The sequence below is a fragment of the Pseudomonas sp. S2_C03 genome (assembly GCF_054668405.1).
The window spans coordinates 5,533,648-5,557,879 of sequence record NZ_CP162766.1 but is presented as its reverse complement, the minus strand read 5'-3'; the positions used below and the strand labels follow the sequence as shown (position 1 = coordinate 5,557,879).

The following is a 24,232-nucleotide window of genomic DNA, read 5'->3' as shown; positions in this document are numbered from 1 at the left end:
GAGCGGCTAGCGCTGAAGGAAAAAAAGATACTCTATTACTTTTGTTAACAAGAATTACTTGCAATAATGCCCACCACTTTTGTTCTCGGCCTTCGAGGCCTGGAAGAACATTTACCGTCTTTTTCCCTTAGGTCCGGCCAGCATGACACGCAATCAATTCTTCGCCTCGCCAACCAAACGACCTCGCGCCTGGAGCGCAGTGGCCGCCCTGTTGCTAAGCCTGATGCTGGCGCCTGTCGCCGCATTCGCTGACGCCCAGGCACCTGCCTCCCCAGCCGCCTCCGCGGCACCGGCGCCAGCCGATCACGCTGCGCAACATGGCACCGATCAAGCGGCACCAGCGGCCACCGCCCCAGCCGTCGCCGCAGACGCTCCCACCGAAGACCTGCCCGAAGTCCTCGAAGCCGACAACACCTTGGGCATGGCCCATGACCTGTCGCCGTGGGGCATGTACCAGAACGCTGACATCATCGTGAAAATCGTGATGATCGGCCTGGCTATTGCGTCGATCATCACCTGGACCATCTGGATAGCCAAGGGCTTCGAGCTGTTGGGCGCCAAACGCCGTCTGCGCGCTGAAATCGTCCAGCTGAAAAAAGCGACCACCCTTAAAGATGCCAGCGCCACCGCGACCAAGCCGGGGACCCTCGCCAATCTGCTGGTGCACGATGCGTTGGAAGAAATGCACCTGTCGACCAACACCCGTGAAAAAGAAGGCATCAAGGAACGTGTTGCCTTCCGACTGGAACGTCTGGTTGCAGCCGCTGGCCGCAACATGAGCAGCGGCACCGGCGTGCTCGCCACCATCGGTTCCACCGCGCCGTTTGTCGGCCTGTTCGGTACCGTGTGGGGCATCATGAACAGCTTCATCGGCATCGCCAAAACCCAGACCACCAACCTGGCCGTGGTAGCCCCCGGTATCGCCGAGGCGTTGCTGGCCACCGCACTGGGTCTGGTTGCCGCGATCCCTGCCGTTGTGATCTACAACGTCTTCGCCCGCTCCATCGCCGGTTACAAGGCGCAAGTGTCCGACGCATCGGCAGAAGTCCTGTTGCTGGTCAGCCGCGACCTCGACCACCAGCCTGAGCGCAGCTCGCAACCGCACATGGTGAAAGTGGGGTAATCGGCCATGGGCCTGCATTTGAAAGAAGGCGCAGACGACGATCTGGCCGAGAACCACGAAATCAACGTCACCCCGTTCATCGACGTGATGCTGGTGCTGTTGATCATCTTCATGGTGGCCGCTCCGTTGGCCACCGTGGACATCAAGGTTGACCTGCCGGCCTCGACCGCCAAACCGGCGCCGCGGCCAGAGAAACCGGTGTTCCTCAGCGTCAAGGCTGACCAACGCCTGTTCCTGGGCGAAGACGAAGTGAAACCCGAAACACTGGGTGCCACACTCGACGCCAGGACTCACGGCAAGAAAGACACGACGATCTTCTTCCAGGCCGACAAGGGTGTGGATTACGGCGACCTCATGAGCGTGATGGACAACCTGCGCTCGGCCGGTTACCTGAAGGTCGGACTGGTCGGTCTCGAGACGGCAGTGAAAAAATGATCACGACGCGCCAAAAGCTGACGCGTTACAGCGGTAGCCTGGCGGTGGTGCTCGGTGTCCATGCGCTGGCCATTGCGCTCGCGCTGAACTGGACCACGCGCCCACCTATCGAGCTGCCGCCGCAGGCGATGATGGTCGAGTTGGCGCCGGTTCCGGCTCCGCCACCACCGGCACCGCCAAAGGTGATAACGCCACCACAACCACCGGCACCGGTGGAAGAGCTGCCGATTCCGAAGCTGGCTGAAGCGCCGAAGGCCGAGATTGCCGTGCCAAAACCGGCCAAGCCAAAGCCCAAGCCACAGCCGCCCAAGCCCGTTGAGAAAAAGCCGGAGCCGCCGAAGGAAAAACCTTCGGAGGAAAAACCGGCCGACACGCAACCGACTCAGGCACCGACGGAGAAATCCGCGCAACCGGCACCCGGCCCTTCCCCTGCCCAGATGGCTGCCAAGGCAAGCTGGCAGGGCACCCTGCTCGCTCACCTGGCCAAGTACAAAAAGTACCCGGCCAGTGCTCAGGCACGGGGCAAGGAAGGCCTGAACCGCCTGCGTTTTGTGGTGGATGCCGAAGGCAACGTGTTGTCGTTCGAGCTGGTGGGCCGCTCCGGCAACGCCGATCTGGACCGGGCTACCCTGGAAATGATCCGCCGCGCACAACCGCTGCCCAAGCCTCCGGCCGACATGCTGACCAACGGCTCGATTGAAATCGTTGCACCGTTTGTTTACTCGCTGGAACGCCGGCGCTAAACACGACCCCTGTAGGAGCGAGCACGCTCGCGATGGTCGTGAACGATAACGTGGGGTGTCTGACACCCCGCAGCGCTCTCAAGTCCATCGCGAGCATGCTCGCTCCTACAGGGTTCGACGGAACACGCCAAAGGCACCGCAAGGTGCCTTTGGCGCATCTACGGTTTGCAAACACGCATTACAAGGTGTCACTCGACACCCGCACTCTGATAACGTGCGTCTATCGATTGCAGTCGGTATGCTTGGCTCGCAACTTCATGGACGCTCGCTATGACTCTCACAGAATTACGCTACATCGTTACCCTCGCCCAAGAGCAGCACTTCGGCCATGCGGCCGAGCGTTGCCACGTCAGCCAACCGACCCTGTCGGTGGGCGTGAAGAAGCTTGAAGACGAACTCGGTGTGCTGATTTTCGAGCGCAGCAAGAGCGCCGTGCGCCTGACGCCCGTTGGCGAAGGCATCGTGGCCCAGGCGCAGAAAGTCCTGGAGCAGGCACAAGGCATCCGCGAACTGGCCCAGGCCGGCAAGAACCAGCTGACCGCCCCGCTGAAAGTCGGCGCGATCTACACCGTCGGCCCGTACCTGTTCCCCCACCTGATTCCACAACTGCACCGGGTTGCCCCGCAGATGCCGTTGTACATCGAAGAGAACTTCACCCACGTGTTGCGCGACAAACTGCGCAATGGCGAACTCGACGCGATCATCATCGCCCTGCCGTTCGCCGAAGCCGACGTGCTGACCCTGCAACTCTACGATGAGCCGTTCTATGTCCTGATGCCGGCCCAGCACCCGTGGACGCAGAAAGAAACCATCGACGCCGGCCTGCTCAACGACAAGAGCCTGCTGTTGCTTGGCGAAGGCCATTGCTTCCGCGACCAGGTGCTCGAAGCCTGCCCGACCCTGACCAAGGGCGGTGACGGCGCCAAGCACACCACGGTGGAATCCAGCTCGCTGGAAACCATCCGCCACATGGTCGCCTCGGGGCTGGGCATCTCGGTCCTGCCGTTGTCGGCCGTGGACAGCCACCATTACGCCCCTGGGGTGATCGAAGTGCGCCCGCTGACGCCACCTGTTCCTTTCCGCACCGTGGCCATCGCCTGGCGCGCCAGCTTCCCACGGCCCAAAGCGATTGAAATCCTCGCTGACTCCATTCGCCTGTGCTCGGTGGCCAAGCCATCAGCGCCGGTGGTTGCAGCTTAAGTCGCACGCATGACCGAGTTGTCGCAGGTATCGGTGACGGCACTCAAGGGTGTTGGCGAGGCCATGGCCGAGAAACTGGCCAAGGTCGGCCTGGAGAATCTACAGGACGTGCTGTTTCACCTGCCGCTGCGTTATCAGGACCGCACGCGCGTGGTCCCGATTGGCCACTTGCGGCCCGGGCAGGACGCCGTGGTCGAAGGCACCGTCAGCGGTGCCGACGTGGTCATGGGACGTCGTCGCAGCCTGGTGGTGCGCATGCAGGACGGCACCGGCGGGCTCAGCCTGCGCTTCTACCATTTCAGCAACGCGCAAAAAGAAAGCCTCAAGCGTGGCACGCGGATTCGCTGCTACGGCGAAGTGCGGCCCGGCGCGTCGGGGCTGGAAATCTACCACCCGGAATACCGCGCCATCACCGGTGACGAACCCCCGCCCGTGGATGAAACCCTGACGCCGGTCTATCCGTTGACCGAAGGCCTCACGCAACAGCGCCTGCGCCAGTTGTGCATGCAAACGCTGACGATGCTTGGCCCGACCAGCCTGCCCGACTGGCTGCCGACCGAACTCGCCCGGGACTACCAACTGGCGCCGCTGGCGGATGCAATCCGCTACCTGCACAACCCGCCCGCCGATGCCGATGTGGATGAACTCGCCCTGGGACATCACTGGGCGCAGCACCGTCTGGCCTTTGAAGAACTGTTGACTCACCAGTTGTCCCAGCAGCGATTGCGCGAAAGCATGCGCTCGCTGCGTGCGCCAGCGATGCCCAAAGCCACCCGGTTACCGGTGAAGTACCTGGCCAACCTCGGCTTCAGCCCAACCGGCGCGCAACAGCGGGTGGGCAACGAGATCGCCTACGACCTCAGCCAGCATGAACCGATGCTGCGCCTGATCCAGGGTGACGTGGGCGCCGGCAAAACCGTGGTGGCGGCCCTCGCCGCACTGCAGGCGCTGGAGGCCGGTTATCAGGTCGCGTTGATGGCGCCCACCGAGATCCTTGCGGAACAGCATTTCATCACGTTCAAACGCTGGCTCGAACCCCTGGGCATCGAAGTAGCGTGGCTGGCCGGCAAGCTCAAGGGCAAGAACCGAACCGCCGCGCTGGAACAGATTGCCAGCGGCGCACCGATGGTGGTCGGCACCCATGCGCTGTTCCAGGATGAAGTCCAGTTCAAGAACCTGGCGCTGGTCATCATCGACGAGCAACACCGCTTCGGCGTGCAGCAACGCCTGGCGCTGCGCCAGAAAGGCGTGGGCGGCCGCATGTGCCCACACCAATTGATCATGACCGCCACACCGATCCCGCGCACGCTGGCCATGAGCGCCTACGCCGACCTCGACACCTCGATCCTCGACGAACTGCCGCCCGGCCGGACTCCGGTGAACACCGTACTGGTCACCGACACACGCCGCGTCGAAGTCATCGAACGGGTGCGCAGCGCCTGCGCTGAGGGGCGGCAAGCGTACTGGGTGTGCACGCTGATCGAAGAGTCCGAAGAGCTGACCTGCCAGGCCGCTGAAACCACCTTTGAGGACCTCACCGCCGCGCTGGGCGAACTGAAAGTCGGGTTGATCCACGGCCGCATGAAGCCGGTTGAAAAGGCTGCGGTCATGGCCGAGTTCAAGGCCGGTCACCTGCAACTGCTGGTGGCCACCACCGTGATCGAAGTGGGTGTGGACGTGCCAAACGCGAGCCTGATGATCATTGAAAACCCCGAACGCCTGGGCCTGGCGCAACTGCACCAGCTGCGCGGCCGCGTGGGTCGCGGCAGCGCAGCCAGCCATTGCGTGCTGCTCTACCATCCGCCGCTGTCGCAGATCGGTCGGCAGCGCCTGGGTATCATGCGTGAAACCAATGACGGGTTTGTCATCGCCGAAAAGGACCTCGAACTGCGTGGTCCCGGCGAAATGCTCGGCACGCGGCAGACCGGTCTGCTTCAATTCAAGGTCGCGGACCTGATGCGTGATGCCGACTTGCTGCCGGCGGTGCGCGATGCCGCGCAAGCCCTGCTGGAACGCTGGCCCAACCACGTCAGCCCGCTGCTCGACCGCTGGTTGCGCCACGGGCAGCAATACGGCCAAGTGTGAGCACCGTCGCAGTTTGTGGACGATGCTTTTAACCAAGCTGGTTATACTCCTGCCACTGTTTGAATACGGATACACACCATGACTGAAGCTGCCCTCGTCCCAGAAACCCCGCACGCTCCGTCTGTGATTCGGCTGCTGCTCAACAAATTGGGCATCGCGTACGAAGAAGTTCTCGACCATCACGGCTTGAACGCCTCGCGCAAAGTGCAGGCCGTGCTGCTCGACGACGCGGTGGGCGCTCTCATGGTGCTGTTCCCACAGAGCCAACTGCTCGACCTCAATCGCCTCGCCGAACTGACCGGCCGCCGCCTCACCGCCGTGTCCACCGAACGCCTGGAAAAAATGCTCGGCAAGCACAGCCTGAGCTTGTTGCCCGGCCTGCCGGCGCTGACCAGCTCGCCGTGCCTGTACGAAGAAAGCCTGCTGCGTGAACCCAAGTTGCTGATCAACTCGGGCGAGCCCGGCCTGCTGCTGGAAATCACCAGCGAAGCGTTCAAGTCGATGCTCACCAAGGCCAGCGCCGCCAACTTCGGTGAAAACGTCAGCAGCATCCGCCCCAACCTTGACCGCCCCGACGACGATCGGGAGGAAATCACCCAGGCCGTTCAGGCGTTCACGGCGCGACGCATCCAGCAACGGCTGGAAGCGACCATTGAAATTCCGCCGCTGGCCGAGACGGCGCAAAAGATCATCAAGCTACGCGTTGACCCCAACGCCACCATCGACGACATCACCGGCGTGGTGGAAACCGACCCGGCCCTGGCCGCGCAAGTGGTGAGCTGGGCCGCGTCGCCGTACTACGCTTCGCCGGGCAAGATTCGTTCAGTGGAAGATGCGATCGTGCGGGTGCTGGGTTTCGACCTGGTGATCAACCTCGCGCTGGGCCTGGCCCTGGGCAAAACCCTGAGCCTGCCCAAGGACCATCCGCAACACACCACGCCGTACTGGCAGCAGTCGATCTACACCGCCGCCGTCATCGAAGGCCTGACCCGCGCCATGCCGCGCGCCCAGCGCCCGGAGTCCGGCCTGACCTACCTCGCCGGTTTGCTGCACAACTTTGGCTACCTGCTGCTGGCCCACGTGTTCCCGCCGCACTTCTCGCTGATCTGCCGCCACCTGGAGGTCAACCCGCACCTGTGCCACAGCTACATCGAGCAGCACCTGCTGGGCATCAGCCGCGAACAGATCGGCGGCTGGCTGATGCGCTACTGGGACATGCCCGACGAACTGTCCACCGCCCTGCGCTTCCAGCACGACCCCCACTACGACGGCGCCTACGCCGAGTACCCGAACCTGGTGTGCCTGTCGGTGCGCCTGCTGCGCGCCCGCGGCATCGGCTCCGGCCCGGACGAAGACATCCCCGACGCCCTGCTGGAACGCGTCGGCCTGACCCGCGACAAAGCCAACGACGTGGTCAGCAAGGTGCTTGAAGCCGAAGTGCTGCTGCGCGAACTGGCTTCGCAGTTCTCACAGGCCTAAAACCACTCCGCAGCAAGCTCGCTCCTACAGTTGACCTCATTCTCCCTGTGGGAGCGGGCTTGCCCGCGATGGTCGTCAACGATGACGAGGGCCGTCTGGCACCCAGCGGTGTCTGGGCCACCATCGCGAGCAAGCTCGCTCCTACAGTTGATCCCTTGAAATGCTCACCCCGACCTCAAACCTTGGGCACCGCCTTGGCTTTTCTCGGCTTCAAATACTTGGTCAAACCCTGGAACCACATCACCAGCGCCGGGTTGCCCTTGATCTGGATCGATTTGTCCTGAATCCCCGTCATGAACGCCAGTTGCTTGTTCTTGGCTTGCATCGTGGCGAATCCATAAGCGGCGTCCTTGAACGCAATGGCAAACGCAGGCTCGGCGTAGACGCCCGAATGGCTGGTGATGCGCTGATCCTTGACGCGGAAATGCCGCGAGACCTTGCCGTCCAACGTCTGTAGTTGAAACACCAAGTCCTTGTCACCCAACTGCTGCTGAAACGCAGGATTGGTCCTACTGGCCTTGCCCATCAGCAAACCCAGCATCCACAAAAGAAAACGAAATTTCATGCACACAGCCTCAGAGGGGAAATGAACGGCTGGCGCAGTTTAGCGACTTGGTGAAATAACGCCACTATCTGAATACGTTTGAAGAAGATGAGTGTGTTTTTGGCGCCAATGACTACCAAGTCATCAACTAAACGCTGTTGTTTAAACACGGCCGGGTTTTAGTCTTCATACGCTCGAGACTCGGTGATTTTTCCTTCAATACGTAGCGCCCTGCGTGAACTAGGCAGGCTTAACATCCCCCTATAGCCTGTTCTCGTCGCCGCAAAAAACGGTGACACGGACGTGCAAGTCCGGTACATATCGGCGCGCAACCGCCTGAAGTTCACTGAGCAGAGTCAGGCTCAATGAATCACTCAATGGCGGCTGTGCGTGGGAGGTCCCTTTGGGGTCTGCCGGGTTCCGATATGCCCGGTCTTGCACACCCGCGTATGGCCGCCACCCTTACTCGAATGCAAGCGAGTTGGTGCCAGCCCCATAAAACATATCGGAGCTACACCATGATCAAACCCACTCCCAACCCACCAGACGACTTCACAACTTCCCCGTACGAATCACCCGGTTCGAAGAAGCTTCACGACGCCGTTCAGCGCGCCCTTGATCATCACTTTCCCCCCAGCGAACCGGAGTCGCCAAACGACAAGGAATCGCTGTTCAGCGTGAGCCCTGGCGTCCACACCGAAACCCTGCTCGCCAATGCTTCCGAGGACTTGCTCGCCATTAGCGCAATCGCCGTGGACCTCGCCGATACCGTGGAAGGTTCGCGCCGTTCCGTAGCCCTGGCAATCAGCCGGATCGCCGACGGTGTTCACTTGTTGGTGGAGCGTGCATTGGATCATTTGGATGACCCCGACATGGCGGCCATTGTCGCGAAGCAAGAAAGGAGAGCGGCTGACGTTTAGGTGAGTGCTACAAAAAATGGGCACTCAACCCTCGGTTGGCGTGCCCATTTTTTATCCCACTGACCCGTCAGGCGGGTAGTCGGTACGTGTTACGGATTGACGCTGTCTTTCAACGATTTGCCTGGCTTGAACGCGACGGTATTGCTGGCCTTGATTTTGACGGGCTCACCGGTTTGCGGGTTTTTGCCGGTGCGGGCGCCGCGGTGGCGTTGCAGGAAGGTGCCGAAGCCGACCAGCGTTACGCTGTCCTTGCGGTGCAGGGCGCCGGTGATTTCTTCGAGAACGGCGTTAAGAACGCGACTGGCCTGTTCTTTGGTGAGATCTGCTTTCTCCGCGATGGCTGCGGCGAGTTCTGGTTTACGCATAAGTGAAGCCCCTTTGACGGTTTTTTGTTGTTATGTCCGTGCTGCTCTCGTTGGAACAGCGCCCAAAGCGCCGCAGGTGCTCTACTCTGCGGCAGACCGGAGTGAGAATGGCACGCGCAGAGTGGCGGCGCCAGCCTGCACGCGACGTTTGTAACAACAAAAGAGGGGTTATTGCGACAGAACGCCCGCCATTTACGCCAGCAATGGTGGAAGTTCTTTGTTCAGCGCCAGTTTGTCCATCACCGCCGCACCGGTCAGGGCGTAACCCAGCAGCTTGCCACCTGCGTCGCGGCACAGCACCTTGATGTCAGCGCCCTGCCCTTCGACCGTCCAAACACCTTCCGTCCCCCGTGGCGGCGGGGACACCACCAACGGGCAGACCGGCGTTTTGACGGTGATCGGCATCGCGCCGTAGCTCACGGCCGTGGGATTGCCGGCCAGGGTTTGGGCCAGCGCTCTCGCACAACTCATGAGGGGCATGACGTACAGCAGATTCAGCCCGTCGACCTCGGCGCAGTCGCCCAGGGCGTAGATGTTGGCGTGGGAAGTCTTGAGGTGGCGGTCGACGACCACGCCGCGATTGACCTGCACGCCGGCAGCCGCCGCCAGATCAATGCGCGGACGCAGGCCGATGGCCGAGACCACCACGTCGCAGGCAATCACCTGACCGTCCGACAGGTGCGCTTCAAGGCCATCCGCCACGCGCTGCAAGCGGTTCAGCACCGGCCCCAGGTGGAAGCGCGCGCCGAGGCTTTCCAGCCCGGCCTGCACTGCCGCAGCGGCCGCCGGGTGCAGCAGCATCGGCATGACTTGCTCGCACGGTGCCACCAGTTGCACCTCGAAACCGCCGAGGATCAGGTCGTTGGCGAATTCACAGCCAATCAGGCCCACGCCCAGCATCAACACCCGACGCTTGCCGGCGGCGAAGGCGCGAAAGCGTGCGTAATCTTCCAGGTCGTTGATCGGGAACACCGCGTCGCCGGCATCGCCTTCGATGGGCACACGCACGGTCTCGGCGCCCCAGGCCAGGATCAGGTCGCGGTAGATGACCGCCTCTTCCCCGATCCACAGGCGCTTGTGGCCGGGGTCGATGCCGCTGATGCGGGTGTGGGTGCGTATTTCGGCCTTCAACTGTTCGGCCATGGCGCCGGGTTCGGCCATGCTCAGGCCGTCGGCGTCCTTGTTCTTGCCAAAACCGGTGGACAGCATCGGCTTGGAGTAAGAGCGCCCGTCATCGGCCGTGATCAGCAGCAGCGGGGTTTCGCCATCGAGTTTGCGAAACTCGCGGGCCAGGTTGTAGCCCGCCAGGCCAGTGCCTACGATTACGACCGGTGCGTTCATGCCTTACTCCTTGATAGGTCTCAGATGATTTCGATCATTTCGAAATCCATCTTGCCCACGCCACAATCCGGGCACAGCCAGTCTTCCGGTACGTCTTGCCACAGGGTACCCGGCGCAATGCCGTCATCCGGCCAACCGTCGGCTTCGTTGTAGATCAGGCCACAGACCACACATTGCCACTTTTTCATTGCGCTACTTCCTCAGGTTCAGGCTCATCGCCGGCGCGGACGGTCGATGGTTACAGCGTTGCCGTCCGGCTCAGGGCGTTTTTGTACTGGGGGTGCCCGGCAGATGCAAGCCTGTTCGATGCACCGGCCCGCCTCATCACTCAATATGATGGGCTGACATGGTAAGCTCGCCGCCTCATTTGCTGCCAATAACGACTCACTGTGCCGCACTCTACTTCCCTCCGCACGGCCCCGCTCTGGCTCGCTCGCAGCCAGCTCGCTCCTCTCCCCGACGCCGCGACCCTGGACTGGCTCTTCGACGAAGGTTCGCTGACCCGTCGGCTGACGCGCCTGTCGAACGACGGTTTCAGCGTGACGCCGTTGTTCGAAGGCTGGCAGACGCTGCGCGCCGACGAGTGCGCGGCACTGGACCTGGCCGAAGGCAGCGACGGCTGGGTGCGCGAGGTGTACCTGCGCGGTCACGGCCAAGCCTGGGTGTTCGCTCGCAGTGTGGCGGCGCGCAGCGCGCTGCAGGGCGACGGGCTGCATATGGATGAGTTGGGCAGCCGTTCGCTGGGCGAGTTGCTGTTTTCCGACAAGGCGTTCACCCGGCGCGCCATCGAGGTTTGCCACTATCCTCAGCAATGGCTGCCACCCGAGTCCAGCGCGCCTGAATTGTGGGGCCGGCGCTCGCGTTTCGACCGTGGCGCCTTGAGCGTGCTGGTGGCCGAAATTTTCCTGCCGACCTTGTGGCTCGCCACCCGCGCCCACCCGGAGAACTGCTGATGTACCAGAGCCTGCTCAAGTCCCTGAATCGTTTGAACCCCCGGGCCTGGGATTTCATTCAGCTGACGCGCATGGACAAGCCCATCGGCATTTACCTGCTGCTGTGGCCAACGCTGTGGGCGCTGTGGATTGCTGGCAAGGGCAGCCCGTCGCTGGCCAACATCGTGATTTTCGTGCTCGGTGTGGTGCTGACCCGCGCTGGCGGTTGCGTGATCAACGACTGGGCGGATCGCAAGGTCGACGGCCATGTGAAGCGCACCGAGCAACGGCCACTGGTCAGCGGCAAGATCAGCTCGCGCGAAGCCCTGGTGTTCTTTGCGCTGTTGATGGGCGTGAGTTTCCTGCTGGTGTTGTGCACCAACGCGACCACGGTGTGGTTATCGTTCGGCGGCCTGGCGCTGGCGTTCAGTTACCCGTTCATGAAGCGCTACACCTATTACCCGCAAGTGGTGCTGGGCGCGGCGTTTTCCTGGGGCATGCCGATGGCGTTCACCGCCGAGACCGGTGAACTACCGGCAGCGGCGTGGTTGCTGTGGATTGCCAACTTGCTGTGGACGGTGGGCTACGACACCTATTACGCCATGACCGACCGCGATGACGATTTGAAGATCGGGGTCAAATCCACGGCGATTCTGTTTGGCGAGGCGGACCGGGTGATCATCGTGAGTCTGCAAGCGTTGGCGTTGGGTTGCCTGTTGCTGGCGGGGTCGAAATTTGAGCTGGGTGTGTGGTTCCACCTGGGGTTGCTGGTGGCGGCAGGCTGTTTTGCCTGGGAGTTCTGGTACACCCGTGGCAAGGACCGGATGCGTTGCTTCAAGGCGTTCTTGCACAACCACTGGGCGGGGCTGGCGATTTTTGTCGGGATCGTGCTGGATTACGCGTTGCGTTGAGGGCCCCTGTAGGAGCGAGCTTGCTCGCGATGGTCGAAAGGACGCCGCGGGGTGTCAGGTTTCCAGCGTAATCGTTGGCGACCATCGCGAGCAAGCTCGCTCCTACAGGGACAGGGGATTGCTTACTTGTGCTCGTGCAGCACGTGCCACACGTCTTTCATGCCGTCACCTTTCATTTCGCCCGGTTTTTCATCCTTGACGAAGGTGTACAACGGTTTGCCGTCGTAGGCGTACTGCATCATGCCGTCATCGCGTTTGATGACCGACCATTTACCTTCAGCCTTGGCTCCCGCCGGCGCCATCATCGGTGGCCAGTTCTTGGCGCAATCGGCGTTGCACATCGACTTGCCGCCAGCGTCCTTGTCGAACGTGTAAAGCGTCATCCCTTTGTGATCGACCATCATCCCGTCCTTCATCATCGCAGGATCAGCCGCGACGGCCATTGCGGGCACGCAAAGGGCGGCTGCCAGCATCAGGGCTTTAAGGGATTGCGAGTAGTGAGTCATGGAAACCTTCTCTTGTGGTTGTCAGGATTCGGACTTAGAGAATAGTTCAGGATCGCTCCAATCGCCGGCCAGCTAAAATGTTGTCACACGACTGCAATAATTCCGTTATCTAATGCGGCGCAAGACAGTTAAATGACAAGAGGATTAATGGCATGGTTGGCAGGAGCATTCTGATCGTCGACGACGAAGCGCCCATCCGCGAGATGATCGCCGTTGCGCTGGAAATGGCCGGCTATGACTGCCTCGAGGCCGAGAACTCGCAGCAGGCGCACGCGGTCATCGTCGACCGCAAGCCGGACCTTATCCTGCTCGACTGGATGCTGCCCGGCACGTCCGGCATCGAGTTGGCCCGCCGCCTCAAGCGTGATGAACTGACCGGGGACATCCCGATCATCATGCTCACTGCCAAGGGCGAAGAGGACAACAAGATCCAGGGCCTGGAAGTCGGCGCCGACGATTACATCACCAAACCCTTCTCCCCCCGCGAGCTGGTGGCCCGCCTCAAGGCCGTGCTGCGCCGTGCCGGACCGACCGATGGCGAGGCCCCCATCGAAGTGGGCGGCCTGCTGCTGGACCCGATCAGCCACCGCGTGACCATCGACGGCAAACCGGCCGAGATGGGCCCGACGGAATACCGCTTGCTGCAATTTTTCATGACCCACCAGGAACGCGCCTACACACGCGGCCAGTTGCTGGATCAGGTCTGGGGCGGCAACGTCTATGTCGAAGAGCGCACCGTCGACGTGCATATTCGTCGCCTGCGCAAAGCCCTCGGCGATGCCTACGAAAATCTGGTACAAACCGTGCGCGGCACAGGTTATCGGTTCTCGACCAAAGCCTGATCCGGACCGCCCGACAAGCTGACAAGGACGCGCGTTAACGTGAACCAAAACTGGCATGGCATCCTCATTCGCCACATGCTGCTACTGGTCACCGCCTGCCTGGTGATCGGCTTGATTACCGGCTATTACGGCTGGAGCCTTGCCGCAGGTCTGGGCCTTTACCTGGCCTGGACCCTCAAGCAATTGCTGCGTCTGCACGAGTGGCTGCGCTTGCACAAACCCGATGAAGCACCGCCCGATGGCTACGGCCTGTGGGGTGAGGTGTTCGACAGCATTTATCACCTGCAACGGCGCGACCAACGGGTACGCGGGCGCCTGCAAGCGGTGATCGATCGTGTCCAGGAGTCCACCGCCGCGCTCAAGGACGCGGTGATCATGCTCGACACCGACGGCAACCTGGAATGGTGGAACCGCGCCGCCGAAACCCTGCTGGGCCTCAAGACGCCGCAGGACAGCGGACAGCCAGTGACCAATCTGGTGCGTCATCCGCGTTTCAAAGAATATTTCGAGCAGGACAACTACGCCGAACCGCTGGAAATTCCTTCACCGACCAACGACCGCGTGCGTATTCAGCTTTACATCACCCGCTACGGCAATAACGAACACCTGATGCTGGTGCGCGACGTGACGCGCATCCATCAGCTGGAGCAGATGCGCAAGGACTTCATCGCCAACGTCTCCCACGAACTGCGCACACCATTGACGGTGATCTGCGGCTACCTGGAAACGCTGCTCGACAACGTCGAGGAAGTGAACCCGCGCTGGAGCCGCGCCCTGCAGCAAATGCAGCAGCAAGGTGGGCGCATGCAGACGCTGCTCAACGATTTGTTGTTGTTGGCCAAGCTGGAAGCCACCGATTACCCGTCCGACAACCACCCGGTGGCCATCGACGGCTTGCTGCAATCGATCAAGAGCGATGCGCAGCAATTGTCCGGGCAGAAGAACCAGCGCATTACCCTGGAAGTGGACCCGACGATCCATCTCAAGGGCAGCGAAGCCGAGCTGCGCAGCGCATTTTCCAACCTGGTATTCAACGCAGTGAAATACACCCCGGCCGAAGGCAACATCCGCATTCGCTGGTGGGGCGATGAGCAAGGGGCACACTTGAGCGTGCAGGACTCGGGCATCGGCATCGACAGCAAGCACCTGCCGCGCCTGACCGAACGCTTCTATCGGGTGGATTCCAGCCGCAACTCCAACACCGGTGGCACCGGGCTCGGGCTGGCCATCGTCAAGCATGTGCTGCTGCGCCATCGCGCGCGCATGGAAATCAGCAGCGTGCCGGGCCACGGCAGTACGTTTACCTGCCATTTCGCTCCGGCCCAGGTCAGCCAAACACGGGCAATCAGCACCGCCGACTGATACCGGCCAGCACGCGCCACTAGGCAATCGTCCGGTCAGCCGCTACATTGGCTGACTTGTGCCTGCCTTTCAGGCGCTGCATTTTTCCCCTTTTCGAATACACGGAAACCGCAAAACTCCATCATGGACCCTTCCCCTGGCTTGACCCTCGCGACACTTTTCGCCGATTTCGGCATGATTCTTTTTGCTCTGATCCTGGTCCTGCTCAACGGTTTTTTCGTTGCTGCGGAATTTGCCATGGTCAAGCTGCGCTCGACCCGAGTCGAGGCCATCGCCGATAAAAACGGCTGGCGCGGGCACATCCTGCGTACCGTTCACAGTCAGCTCGATGCCTACCTGTCGGCGTGCCAGTTGGGTATCACCCTCGCCTCCCTGGGCCTGGGCTGGGTCGGTGAACCGGCCTTCGCGCACATCCTCGAACCGTTGCTGGAAACCGTTGGTGTGCAGTCGCCCGAAGTGATCAAGGGCGTGTCGTTCTTCGCCGCGTTCTTCGTGATTTCGTACCTGCACATCGTGGTGGGCGAGCTGGCGCCAAAATCCTGGGCCATCCGCAAACCCGAACTGCTGTCGCTGTGGACCGCCGTGCCGCTGTACCTGTTCTACTGGCTGATGTACCCGGCGATCTACCTGCTCAACGCCAGCGCCAACACCATTCTGCGTATCGCTGGCCAAGGTGAGCCCGGCCCGCATCACGAACACCATTACAGCCGGGAAGAACTCAAGCTGATCCTGCACTCCAGCCGTGGTCAGGACCCCAGCGACCAGGGCATGCGCGTGCTGGCCTCGGCCGTGGAAATGGGCGAGCTGGAAGTGGTCGACTGGGCCAACTCCCGTGAAGACCTGGTGACGCTTGAGTTCAACGCGCCGCTCAAGGAAATCCTGGCGATGTTCCGTCGCCACAAGTTCAGCCGCTACCCGGTGTACGACAGCGAGCGTCAGGAGTTCGTCGGCCTGCTGCACATCAAGGACCTGCTGCTGGAACTGGCAGCCCTGGATCACATTCCCGAGTCGTTCAACCTGGCTGAGCTGACCCGCCCGCTGGAACGGGTGTCGCGGCACATGCCGCTGTCGCAATTGCTGGAACAGTTCCGCAAGGGCGGTTCACACTTTGCCCTGGTCGAGGAGGCCGACGGCAACGTCATCGGTTACCTGACCATGGAAGACGTGCTGGAAGTGCTGGTGGGCGATATCCAGGACGAACACCGCAAGGCGGAACGCGGCATCCTGGCCTACCAGCCGGGCAAGCTGTTGGTGCGCGGCGACACGCCGCTGTTCAAGGTCGAGCGCCTGCTGGGCATCGATCTGGACCACGTCGAGGCCGAAACCCTGGCCGGCTTGGTCTACGAATCGCTCAAGCGGGTGCCGGAAGAGGAAGAAGTGCTGGAAGTCGAAGGCCTGCGGATCATCATCAAGAAGATGAAGGGGCCGAAGATCATTCTGGCCAAGGTGTTGATGATTGATTGAGGGCGCCTGGGTTTAAGACCGAGGCGCGGCCATCGCGGGCAAGCCCGCTCCTACAGGATGAGGCCGAACCAGCCAACCCCCTACTGTTTGCCCAACGCAAAGTTGGGCAACACCCCCATCGGCTGCTTGAACTGGTACGGAATCGAGACCAGGCCCAACCCGGTATTGCGCTGCACCACAAAATGCAGGTGTGGCCCACTGCTGTTGCCGGTGTTGCCCGACAGCGCCAACGCAGTGCCCACTGACACCCGCTGCCCTTCGCGAACGATCACCGAGCCTTGCTTGAGGTGCAGGTACACGCCCATCGTCCCGTCATCGTGCAGCACCCGCACAAAATTACCGGCGGGGTCGTTGCCGCGCCCGGTCTGCGCATTCTCGGTTTTCACCACCACCCCGCCACGCGCCGCAATAATCGGAGTGCCTTCGGGCATGGCGATGTCCATGGCGTAGCGGTTTTTGGGGCCGAAGTGACTGTACTGGCCATTATTGCCCTGGCTCAGCCGAAACGGACCACCCCGCCAGGGATACGGGTATTGATAGGCCATGGCAGCCCCTGAGGGGTCGCCCAGGGAATATTCGAACTTGGGGACGTAGGCCAGCGGCTTCTGGGCATCCATCGCCGTGAGCAGCGCCAGGCGAATGCTGCTGCGCGCAGGCATGACCCGGCGAATCGGCCGGCTCGGTGCACCATTGACGTTCTGCAGCCCGGCAAAGCTCAACTCGATCTCGACCGGCGCATATAAGTCATTGCGCACATAGACGCTGTCTGCGCCCTTCTTCTTGGTGATGATCAGGTACACCTGCCGCTCGAGGTGCTCGACCATGCGATCGCGGAAGGTGAACACCTGCGCACCTTTGGACGGGCGGTCGCTGTAAGACACCACGCCATTGGCGTCGGTGGACTTGTAGATCGTCATGGCCGACGCCTGGGCGCCGGCCAACAACAGACCGCAGAAAAACATCGAGCGCATGAACATGGGCAGGATTCTGTCGAGTGATACCTGGGAGTGAGCCTAGCAGCTGCAATGGACCCGGGTAGTCGGCAGAGGTTTCAAAGCGGTGTCGCCTTCATCGCGGGCAAGCCCGCTCCCACAGGGAAACACATTCCACTGTAGGAGCGAGCTTGCTCGCGATAAGGCCAGCTCAGGCAACGCGGTTATCAGGCACCCGGCACAAAATGCTTCTGCGCCGTACCCCGAGCAATCAGGCGCGACAGGTAGTCGAGCTTTTGCGCGTCCTTGTCGACAAAGCGGAAGGTCAGTTGCAGCCATTCGCTGTCGGGTTTCTGTTCATGGGCGACGATGGCGTGCAGGTAGCCGTTCAAGCGCGCTGTTTCCGCACTTTCGCCCTGTTCCAGGTCGAGCACGGCGCTGTCGAGTACTTGTGGCAGGGCATCGACGCGCTTGACCACCAACAGCGCTTCCTTGAGGCTCAAGGCCTTGATCACACAGGGCTGCACGCCGTTGGGCAGGCGCAATTGGCCCTGGCCACGGCCACCGGTGGCAGCGGAGGCCGCTGGCGCTGGCGCTTTCACCGGCGGGCTGTTGAGCAGACCACGGGACGGCGCAGCGGCGGGTGCCAGGGCGGCAGCCGGCGTCGATGCAACGGCGGCAACGGCCGGTTTGCCGCCCGTCAGCGCGCTCAGGGAATCGTTGCCGAAGGCCGAATTCATCTTGGTCGGTGCACTGTTCATCAAGGTATCGAGTTTGCCGACCTTGTTCAGCGCCTGCTTGACCTTGGTCAGCAGTTGTTCGTTGGTGAAGGGTTTGCTGACGTAACCGGAAACACCGGCCTGGATGGCCTGGACGACGTTTTCCTTGTCGCCACGGCTGGTCACCATCACGAAGGGCATGGTCTTGAGGTTGTCCTGTTCACGACACCAGGTCAGCAGCTCCAGGCCAGACATTTCCGGCATTTCCCAGTCGCACAGGACCAGGTCGAACGCTTCGCGCGCCAGGATGGCCTGGGCCTTTTTACCGTTAATGGCGTCTTCGATGCGAATGCCCGGGAAGTAATTACGCAGGCACTTCTTCACCAGGTCACGAATGAACGACGCATCGTCCACGACCAATACACTGACCTTACTCATCCATCACCCCTTTAAAAAATCCTGGCAAGCATACCGCTTTACTGATGGCACTTCGCCATAAACCTCAGTCACGCCGGGACTTTTCGTTCGCGGGTGCTGCTGTGCAATTCTGGCCCGTAAACAAAAACGCCCGGCCAAAAGACCGGGCGCTTTACTAGGGCAATCTTATTTATCGTCAGCTTCGCCCGGAACATTAGCGGTTTCACCACTTGTGCCTTCAACTTCTTCCTTCATGCGCTTGAGGCCCATGTGGCGCACGTCGGTGCCGCGCACCAGGTAAATCACCAATTCGGAGATGTTGCGCGCGTGGTCGCCGATGCGCTCCAGCGAACGCAGCACCCAGATGATGCTCAACACCCGCGAGATAGAGCGTGGGTCTTCCATCATGTAGGTGGCCAGTTCACGCAACGCCGTCTTGTACTCACGGTCGATGATCTTGTCGTACTGCGCCACCGACAACGCCAGGTCCGCGTCGAACCGGGCGAAAGCGTCCAGCGCGTCACGCACCATGTTACGCACCTGGTCGCCAATGTGGCGCACTTCGACGTAACCACGCGGCGCTTCGCCTTCCTCGCACAACTGGATGGCGCGGCGGGCGATCTTGGTCGACTCGTCGCCGATACGCTCCAGATCAATCACCGACTTGGAAATGCTGATGATCAACCGCAGGTCGGACGCCGCCGGCTGACGACGGGCCAGAATGCGCAGGCATTCTTCGTCGATGTTGCGCTCCATCTGGTTGATCTGTTCATCGATCTCGCGCACTTGCTGGGCCAGGCCGGAGTCCGCCTCGATCAATGCAGTGACCGCGTCGTTGACCTGCTTTTCCACCAGCCCGCCCATGGCCAGGAGGTGGCTGCGCACTTCCTCGAGCTCGGCGTTGAATTGCGCGGAAATGTGATGGGTAAGGCCTTCCTTCGAAATCATGGGTTTGCTCCGCAAAAGCTGTAAGCCGCAAGCTACGAGCTGCAAGCTGTTTAATGTCGTACCCGAACTGCTCTTACTTGCCGCTTGAAGCTTGCGGCTTGTAACTGCCTCAACTAGCCATATCGACCGGTAATGTAGTCTTCGGTCTGCTTCTTCGCCGGATTGGTGAACAGGGTATCGGTGTCGCCGAATTCCACCAGTTTGCCCATGTACATGAACGCCGTGTAGTCGGAGACCCGTGCGGCCTGTTGCATGTTATGGGTGACGATGACGATGGTGAACTTCGATTTCAGCTCATAAATCAGCTCTTCGACCTTGAGCGTGGAAATCGGGTCGAGTGCCGAGCACGGTTCGTCCAGCAGCAGCACTTCGGGCTCCACGGCGATGGTGCGGGCAATCACCAGACGCTGTTGCTGGCCACCGGACAGGCCCAGTGCCGAATCGTGCAGGCGGTCTTTGACCTCGTCCCACAACGCCGCGCCTTTCAATGCCCACTCGACGGCTTCGTCGAGCACGCGTTTTTTGTTGATGCCCTGGATGCGCAGGCCGTACACCACGTTTTCGTAGATCGTTTTCGGAAACGGGTTGGGCTTCTGGAACACCATGCCCACGCGGCGACGCAGCTCGGCCACGTCTTCGCCCTTGCGGTAGATGTTGTTGCCGTAGAGGTTGATTTCACCTTCCACGCGGCAGCCGTCGACCAGGTCGTTCATGCGGTTGAAGGTGCGCAGCAGCGTGGACTTGCCGCAGCCGGACGGGCCGATGAAGGCGGTCACGCGCTGTTTCGGGATGTTCATGCTGACGTCGAACAGCGCTTGTTTATCGCCGTAGAACAGGCTCAGGCCTGGCACTTCGATGGCCACGGTTTCCTGCGCCAGGTTCAGGCTTTGCTTGTCGCGACCCAGGGCGGACATGTTGATGCCGTGGGAATGGGTTTCGTGCTGCATGATCTCACTCCGTTCGTAGCTGCAAGCTTCTAGCTGCAAGCTGCAAGTTTGAGCAAAAGCGGCTTGTAGCTTGCCGCTTGTGGCTAATGGCTTTAGCTGTCCAACGCTTTGTATTTTTCGCGCAGGTGGTTACGGATCCACACCGCCGACAGGTTCAACGTCGCGATCACCAGCACCAGCAACAGCGCCGTGGCGTAGACCAGCGGCCGCGCCGCTTCGACGTTCGGGCTCTGAAAGCCGACGTCATAAATATGGAAGCCCAGGTGCATGATTTTCTGGTCCAGGTGCAGGTACGGGTAGTTACCGTCCAGTGGCAGCGACGGCGCCAGTTTCACCACGCCCACCAGCATCAGCGGTGCCACTTCGCCAGCAGCGCGAGCGACAGCGAGGATCATGCCCGTCATCATTGCCGGGCTGGCCATGGGCAGTACGATCTTCCACAGGGTTTCCGCCTTGGTTGCGCCGAGGGCCAGCGAGCCTTCGCGCACCGTACGCGGAATCCGTGCCAGCCCTTCTTCGGTGGCCACGATCACCACCGGCACCGCCAGCAGCGCCAGGGTCAGGGACGCCCAGAGCAGGCCTGGCGTACCGAACGTCGGTGCCGGCAGCGCTTCGGGGAAGAACAGGCGGTCGACCGAGCCGCCCAGCACATAGACGAAGAAGCCGAGACCGAACACGCCGTACACAATTGCCGGGACGCCCGCCAGGTTGTTCACCGCAATGCGGATCACCCGGGTCAGTGCGTTCTGCTTGGCGTATTCACGCAGGTACACCGCCGCCAGTACGCCGAACGGGGTCACGATCATCGCCATGATCAGGGTCATCATTACGGTACCGAAGATCGCCGGGAAGATCCCGCCTTCGGTATTGGCCTCACGCGGGTCGTCGCTGAGGAATTCCCAGACCTTGCTGAAGTAGAAACCGATTTTGGTGAAGGTGCCCATGGCGTTCGGCTGGTAGGCGTGAACCACTTTGCCCAGGCCGATTTCGACTTCCTTGCCGTTGGCATCGCGGGCCGTCAACGCATCGCGGTTGAACTGGGTATGCAGGTCAGTCAGACGCGCTTCGATTTCCTGGTAACGGGCATTGAGTTCGGCGCGCTCGGATTCCATGTCCGCTTGCGCAGCCGGGCTGAGTTTGCCTTCCAGTTCCAGTTTGCGGCCATGCAGACGGATGCGTTCAAGACCTGAGTTGATGGCGCCAATGTCAGTCTTCTCAATGGTCTTGAGCTGGCCCGCAAGCTTGTTCACCCGGTCGATCCGCGCTTGCAGTTCAGGCCACGCCGCTTCGCCTTCCGCGACGACTTTGCCGTCTTGCTTGACGTTGACCAGATAGCCGTAGAAATTGCCCCACTCGCGACGCTCAATGGCCATCAGCTCCACGGGCGTCGTTTGGTTGGTCAGCCACTCACCGACGACCCACGTGAAGTCGTTGCCGTTCAGGTCACGGTTGCCGACCTTGATCAGCTCACGGGTCATGAATTCCGGGCCTTGGTCCGGCACCGGCAGGCCGGCACTTTTCAGGCGTGCGCGGGGCACTTCTTCTTTCTGTACCACTTCGCCGATGACCAGGTGATTACCCTGCCCCGGTACGTCGTAGCTGGCGTGAATCAAGTCCGCCGGCCAGAAGTGACCCAGGCCGCGCACGGCAATCACCGCCAGCAGGCCGATGGTCATGATGACTGCGATGGACACCGCGCCACCACTGATCCAGACACCCGGGGCGCCGCTCTTGAACCATCCTTTCAGGGAGTTCTGTTTCACAGACTTCTACCTTTCTTAAAGCGACGAGTATTTCTTGCGCAGACGCTGACGAATCAGTTCCGCGAGGGTGTTCATGACGAAGGTGAACAACAGCAGCACCAGCGCCGAGAGAAAGAGCACGCGGTAGTGGCTGCCGCCGACTTCCGACTCGGGCATTTCCACCGCGACGTTGGCGGCCAGGGTGCGCAGGCCTTCGAACAGGTTCATTTCCATGACCGGGGTATTACCGGTGGCCATCAGCACGATCATGGTTTCACCCACCGCACGCCCCATACCGATCATCAGCGCCGAGAAAATACCCGGACTGGCGGTGAGGATCACTACGCGGGTCATGGTTTGCCACGGTGTGGCACCCAGGGCCAGGGAACCCAGGGTCAGGCCACGGGGCACGCTGAACACGGCGTCTTCGGCGATGGAGTAGATGTTGGGGATCACCGCAAAACCCATGGCCAAACCGACGACCAGGGCGTTGCGTTGGTCGTAGGTGATGCCCAGGTCGTGGGAAATCCACATGCGCATGTCACCGCCGAAAAACCAGTTTTCCATGAACGGGCTCATGTACAGCGAGAGCCAGCCCACGAACAGGATTACCGGAATCAGCAGTGCACTTTCCCAGCCGTCCGGCACTTTCAGACGGATCGATTCAGGCAGGCGACTGAACACGAAGCCTGCGACCAGGATGCCAATCGGCAGCAGCATCAACAGGCTGAAGATGCCCGGCAGATGACCTTCCACATACGGCGCCAGGAACAGCCCGGCGAAGAATCCGAGGATCACCGTCGGCATCGCTTCCATCAGTTCGATCACCGGCTTGACCTTGCGGCGCATGCCGGGCGCCATGAAGTACGCGGTGTAGATCGCTGCGGCAACGGCCAGCGGTGCGGCCAGCAGCATGGCGTAGAACGCCGCTTTGAGGGTACCGAAGGTCAGCGGTGACAGGCTCAGCTTGGGCTCGAAGTCGGTGTTGGCGGCGGTCGATTGCCAGACGTACTTAGGTTCGTCGTAGTTTTCGTACCAGACCTTGCTCCACAGCGCGCTCCAGGAAACCTCGGGATGCGGGTTGTCGAGCAGCAGCGGCTTGATCTGGCCGCCCGCTTCAACGATCACGCGGTTGGCCCGTGGTGACAGGCCGAACAGGCCCTGGCCGTCCACCACCTGATCGACCAGCAAGGTGCGGTGCGCAGTACTGTGGAAAACACCCAACTGGCCAGCGGCGTCCAGGGCGATGAAGCCTTTGCGACGTTCTTCAGCGGTGATTTCCACGATCGGCGTACTGCCCATCTGGAAGGTGCGAATTTGCTTCAAGCGTTGTTCGCCATCCGGATCGCGAGCCATGAACCACTGCGCCAGACCGCCCTTGGAGTCGCCGATGATCAGCGAGATGCCACCCACCAGTTGGGTGGCAGCGGTGACTTGTGCCTCGCCGTCCTCCAACAGTTTGTAGCGTCCGTTGAGGCTTTTGTCGCGCAGGCTGAACACGTCGGCCTGGGCACGACCATTGATCACGTACAGCCACTGCTGACGCGGGTCGACGAAGATATTCTTCACCGGCTCGGTCATCTGCGGCAGCTCAATACGATTCTGCTCGTTGGTGACTTCGCCGGTCATCATGTTCTCTTCGCTGGTCAGCGACAGGACATTGAGTTGCGAACCGGTGGACCCCACCAGCACCAGCGTTGAGTCAGTGGCGTTGAGGCTGACATGCTCCAGCGCACCGCCCGCTTCGTTCAGTGCAACGGGTGCTTCACCGTACGGGTACTCGATCGCCGGGGTAATGGTTTTCTTGCCGTCCGGGTAGCTGACCTTATAAGTGTGGCGAAACACCAGCGCCTGGCCATTGGACAGGCCCACGGCCACCAGCGGATGACCTGGCTGATCCTCGCCGATGGAGGTGACGCTGGCGCCAGCCGGGACCGGCAGGTCGATGCGCTTGAGCTCGGCGCCGCTGTCGATGTCGAAAAACAGCGCCTGGCCCTTGTCGGAAACGCGCATGGCCACCTGGTTCTGTTCTTCCAGGGAAATCATCAGCGGCTTGCCGGCGTCCTGCATCCAGGCCGGGGTAATGGCGTCCTTGGCCGTCAAGCTGGCCCCCTGGAACAGAGGCGCGACGACGTAGGCAAGAAAGAAGAAGATCAGGGTGATCGCGCCCAGCACGGCCAGGCCGCCAACGAGCACATACCAGCGGGTCAGGCGATCCTTGAGCGCGCGAATGCGGCGCTTTCGTTGCAACTCAGGCGTATTGAAATCAATTCGC

At 61.3% G+C, this 24,232-nt stretch carries 23 protein-coding genes; 12 read left to right on the top strand and 11 right to left on the bottom strand.

The window, feature by feature from the left end:
- The first annotated feature begins 142 nt into the window (after positions 1–142).
- The 6 genes from exbB to AB4N64_RS25515 all read left to right on the top strand — a co-directional run bounded on the left by exbB (position 143) and on the right by AB4N64_RS25515 (position 7,065).
- Positions 143–1,123, top strand: a complete 981-nt coding sequence (gene exbB, locus AB4N64_RS25540) for a tonB-system energizer ExbB (RefSeq protein ID WP_460119667.1) — start codon at positions 143–145, stop codon at positions 1,121–1,123.
- Between the two features lie 6 nt (positions 1,124–1,129).
- Entirely contained in the window at positions 1,130–1,558 is a 429-nt protein-coding gene (exbD, locus tag AB4N64_RS25535) for a TonB system transport protein ExbD (protein WP_460119666.1), read from the top strand.
- Positions 1,555–2,301: an energy transducer TonB family protein gene (locus AB4N64_RS25530; RefSeq protein WP_460119664.1), complete on the top strand. Its 747-nt coding sequence runs from the start codon at positions 1,555–1,557 to the stop codon at positions 2,299–2,301. The genes exbD and AB4N64_RS25530 overlap by 4 nt, the downstream gene beginning before the upstream one ends.
- A gap of 270 nt (positions 2,302–2,571) precedes the next feature.
- A complete protein-coding gene (locus tag AB4N64_RS25525; RefSeq protein WP_460119662.1) occupies positions 2,572–3,501 on the top strand; it encodes a LysR substrate-binding domain-containing protein in 930 nt (309 codons plus the stop codon).
- Positions 3,502–3,510: 9 nt separating this feature from the next.
- Positions 3,511–5,586: an ATP-dependent DNA helicase RecG gene (gene recG, locus AB4N64_RS25520; RefSeq protein ID WP_460119661.1), complete on the top strand. Its 2,076-nt coding sequence runs from the start codon at positions 3,511–3,513 to the stop codon at positions 5,584–5,586.
- Between the two features lie 78 nt (positions 5,587–5,664).
- Positions 5,665–7,065 (top strand): aminoacyl-tRNA deacylase and HDOD domain-containing protein, encoded by a 1,401-nt coding sequence (locus AB4N64_RS25515; protein ID WP_460119659.1) that lies wholly within the window; start codon positions 5,665–5,667, stop codon positions 7,063–7,065.
- A 175-nt stretch (positions 7,066–7,240) separates the two neighbouring features.
- On the opposite strand, the gene AB4N64_RS25510 is transcribed toward AB4N64_RS25515, so the two are convergent.
- Entirely contained in the window at positions 7,241–7,630 is a 390-nt protein-coding gene (locus AB4N64_RS25510) for an SCP2 sterol-binding domain-containing protein (protein WP_460119657.1), read from the bottom strand.
- Positions 7,631–8,127: 497 nt separating this feature from the next.
- Here AB4N64_RS25510 and AB4N64_RS25505 point away from each other — a divergent pair, with 497 nt between their 5' ends.
- Positions 8,128–8,529 (top strand): DUF6124 family protein, encoded by a 402-nt coding sequence (locus tag AB4N64_RS25505; RefSeq protein ID WP_460119655.1) that lies wholly within the window; start codon positions 8,128–8,130, stop codon positions 8,527–8,529.
- An 89-nt stretch (positions 8,530–8,618) separates the two neighbouring features.
- On the opposite strand, the gene AB4N64_RS25500 is transcribed toward AB4N64_RS25505, so the two are convergent.
- The 3 genes from AB4N64_RS25500 to AB4N64_RS25490 all read right to left on the bottom strand — a co-directional run bounded on the left by AB4N64_RS25500 (position 8,619) and on the right by AB4N64_RS25490 (position 10,423).
- Complete coding sequence (locus tag AB4N64_RS25500; protein WP_040071769.1) at positions 8,619–8,894, bottom strand: HU family DNA-binding protein; 276 nt, start codon at positions 8,892–8,894, stop codon at positions 8,619–8,621.
- Positions 8,895–9,086: 192 nt separating this feature from the next.
- A complete protein-coding gene (locus AB4N64_RS25495) occupies positions 9,087–10,235 on the bottom strand; it encodes an NAD(P)/FAD-dependent oxidoreductase (protein ID WP_460119652.1) in 1,149 nt (382 codons plus the stop codon).
- A gap of 20 nt (positions 10,236–10,255) precedes the next feature.
- Positions 10,256–10,423 (bottom strand): rubredoxin, encoded by a 168-nt coding sequence (locus AB4N64_RS25490; protein WP_460119650.1) that lies wholly within the window; start codon positions 10,421–10,423, stop codon positions 10,256–10,258.
- 201 nt (positions 10,424–10,624) lie between these two features.
- Between AB4N64_RS25490 and AB4N64_RS25485 the strand changes: the two genes are divergently transcribed.
- A complete protein-coding gene (locus tag AB4N64_RS25485; RefSeq protein WP_460119648.1) occupies positions 10,625–11,188 on the top strand; it encodes a chorismate--pyruvate lyase family protein in 564 nt (187 codons plus the stop codon).
- Positions 11,188–12,078: a 4-hydroxybenzoate octaprenyltransferase gene (gene ubiA / locus AB4N64_RS25480; protein WP_460119646.1), complete on the top strand. Its 891-nt coding sequence runs from the start codon at positions 11,188–11,190 to the stop codon at positions 12,076–12,078. Before AB4N64_RS25485 ends, ubiA begins: the two co-directional genes overlap by 1 nt.
- A gap of 122 nt (positions 12,079–12,200) precedes the next feature.
- Here the strand turns inward: ubiA and AB4N64_RS25475 are convergent, their stop codons facing one another.
- Positions 12,201–12,584: a COG4315 family predicted lipoprotein gene (locus AB4N64_RS25475; RefSeq protein WP_460119644.1), complete on the bottom strand. Its 384-nt coding sequence runs from the start codon at positions 12,582–12,584 to the stop codon at positions 12,201–12,203.
- Between the two features lie 152 nt (positions 12,585–12,736).
- Between AB4N64_RS25475 and phoB the strand changes: the two genes are divergently transcribed.
- The 3 genes from phoB (at position 12,737) to AB4N64_RS25460 (ending at position 16,252) form a co-directional block, all read left to right on the top strand.
- On the top strand, positions 12,737–13,426 hold the full coding sequence (gene phoB / locus AB4N64_RS25470; RefSeq protein WP_460119642.1) for a phosphate regulon transcriptional regulator PhoB: 690 nt from the start codon (positions 12,737–12,739) through the stop codon (positions 13,424–13,426).
- A gap of 75 nt (positions 13,427–13,501) precedes the next feature.
- The gene (gene phoR / locus AB4N64_RS25465) at positions 13,502–14,788 is read left to right on the top strand and encodes a phosphate regulon sensor histidine kinase PhoR (RefSeq protein WP_460126864.1); all 1,287 of its coding nucleotides are present in this window, start codon (positions 13,502–13,504) and stop codon (positions 14,786–14,788) included.
- 123 nt (positions 14,789–14,911) lie between these two features.
- Positions 14,912–16,252: a hemolysin family protein gene (locus AB4N64_RS25460; protein ID WP_460119640.1), complete on the top strand. Its 1,341-nt coding sequence runs from the start codon at positions 14,912–14,914 to the stop codon at positions 16,250–16,252.
- A gap of 80 nt (positions 16,253–16,332) precedes the next feature.
- Here the strand turns inward: AB4N64_RS25460 and AB4N64_RS25455 are convergent, their stop codons facing one another.
- The 6 genes from AB4N64_RS25455 to AB4N64_RS25430 form a co-directional block, all read right to left on the bottom strand.
- A complete protein-coding gene (locus tag AB4N64_RS25455; protein WP_460119638.1) occupies positions 16,333–17,229 on the bottom strand; it encodes a peptidoglycan DD-metalloendopeptidase family protein in 897 nt (298 codons plus the stop codon).
- 182 nt (positions 17,230–17,411) lie between these two features.
- Positions 17,412–18,341 (bottom strand): response regulator, encoded by a 930-nt coding sequence (locus AB4N64_RS25450; RefSeq protein ID WP_460119636.1) that lies wholly within the window; start codon positions 18,339–18,341, stop codon positions 17,412–17,414.
- A gap of 165 nt (positions 18,342–18,506) precedes the next feature.
- A complete protein-coding gene (gene phoU / locus AB4N64_RS25445) occupies positions 18,507–19,268 on the bottom strand; it encodes a phosphate signaling complex protein PhoU (RefSeq protein ID WP_371049745.1) in 762 nt (253 codons plus the stop codon).
- Between the two features lie 113 nt (positions 19,269–19,381).
- The gene (gene pstB, locus AB4N64_RS25440; RefSeq protein WP_460119634.1) at positions 19,382–20,215 is read right to left on the bottom strand and encodes a phosphate ABC transporter ATP-binding protein PstB; all 834 of its coding nucleotides are present in this window, start codon (positions 20,213–20,215) and stop codon (positions 19,382–19,384) included.
- Positions 20,216–20,307: 92 nt separating this feature from the next.
- Positions 20,308–21,978, bottom strand: coding sequence for a phosphate ABC transporter permease PstA (pstA, locus tag AB4N64_RS25435; RefSeq protein ID WP_460119632.1), 1,671 nt, complete (start codon positions 21,976–21,978; stop codon positions 20,308–20,310).
- A gap of 15 nt (positions 21,979–21,993) precedes the next feature.
- Complete coding sequence (locus tag AB4N64_RS25430) at positions 21,994–24,027, bottom strand: ABC transporter permease subunit (RefSeq protein WP_460126863.1); 2,034 nt, start codon at positions 24,025–24,027, stop codon at positions 21,994–21,996.
- Positions 24,028–24,232: the final 205 nt, after the last annotated feature.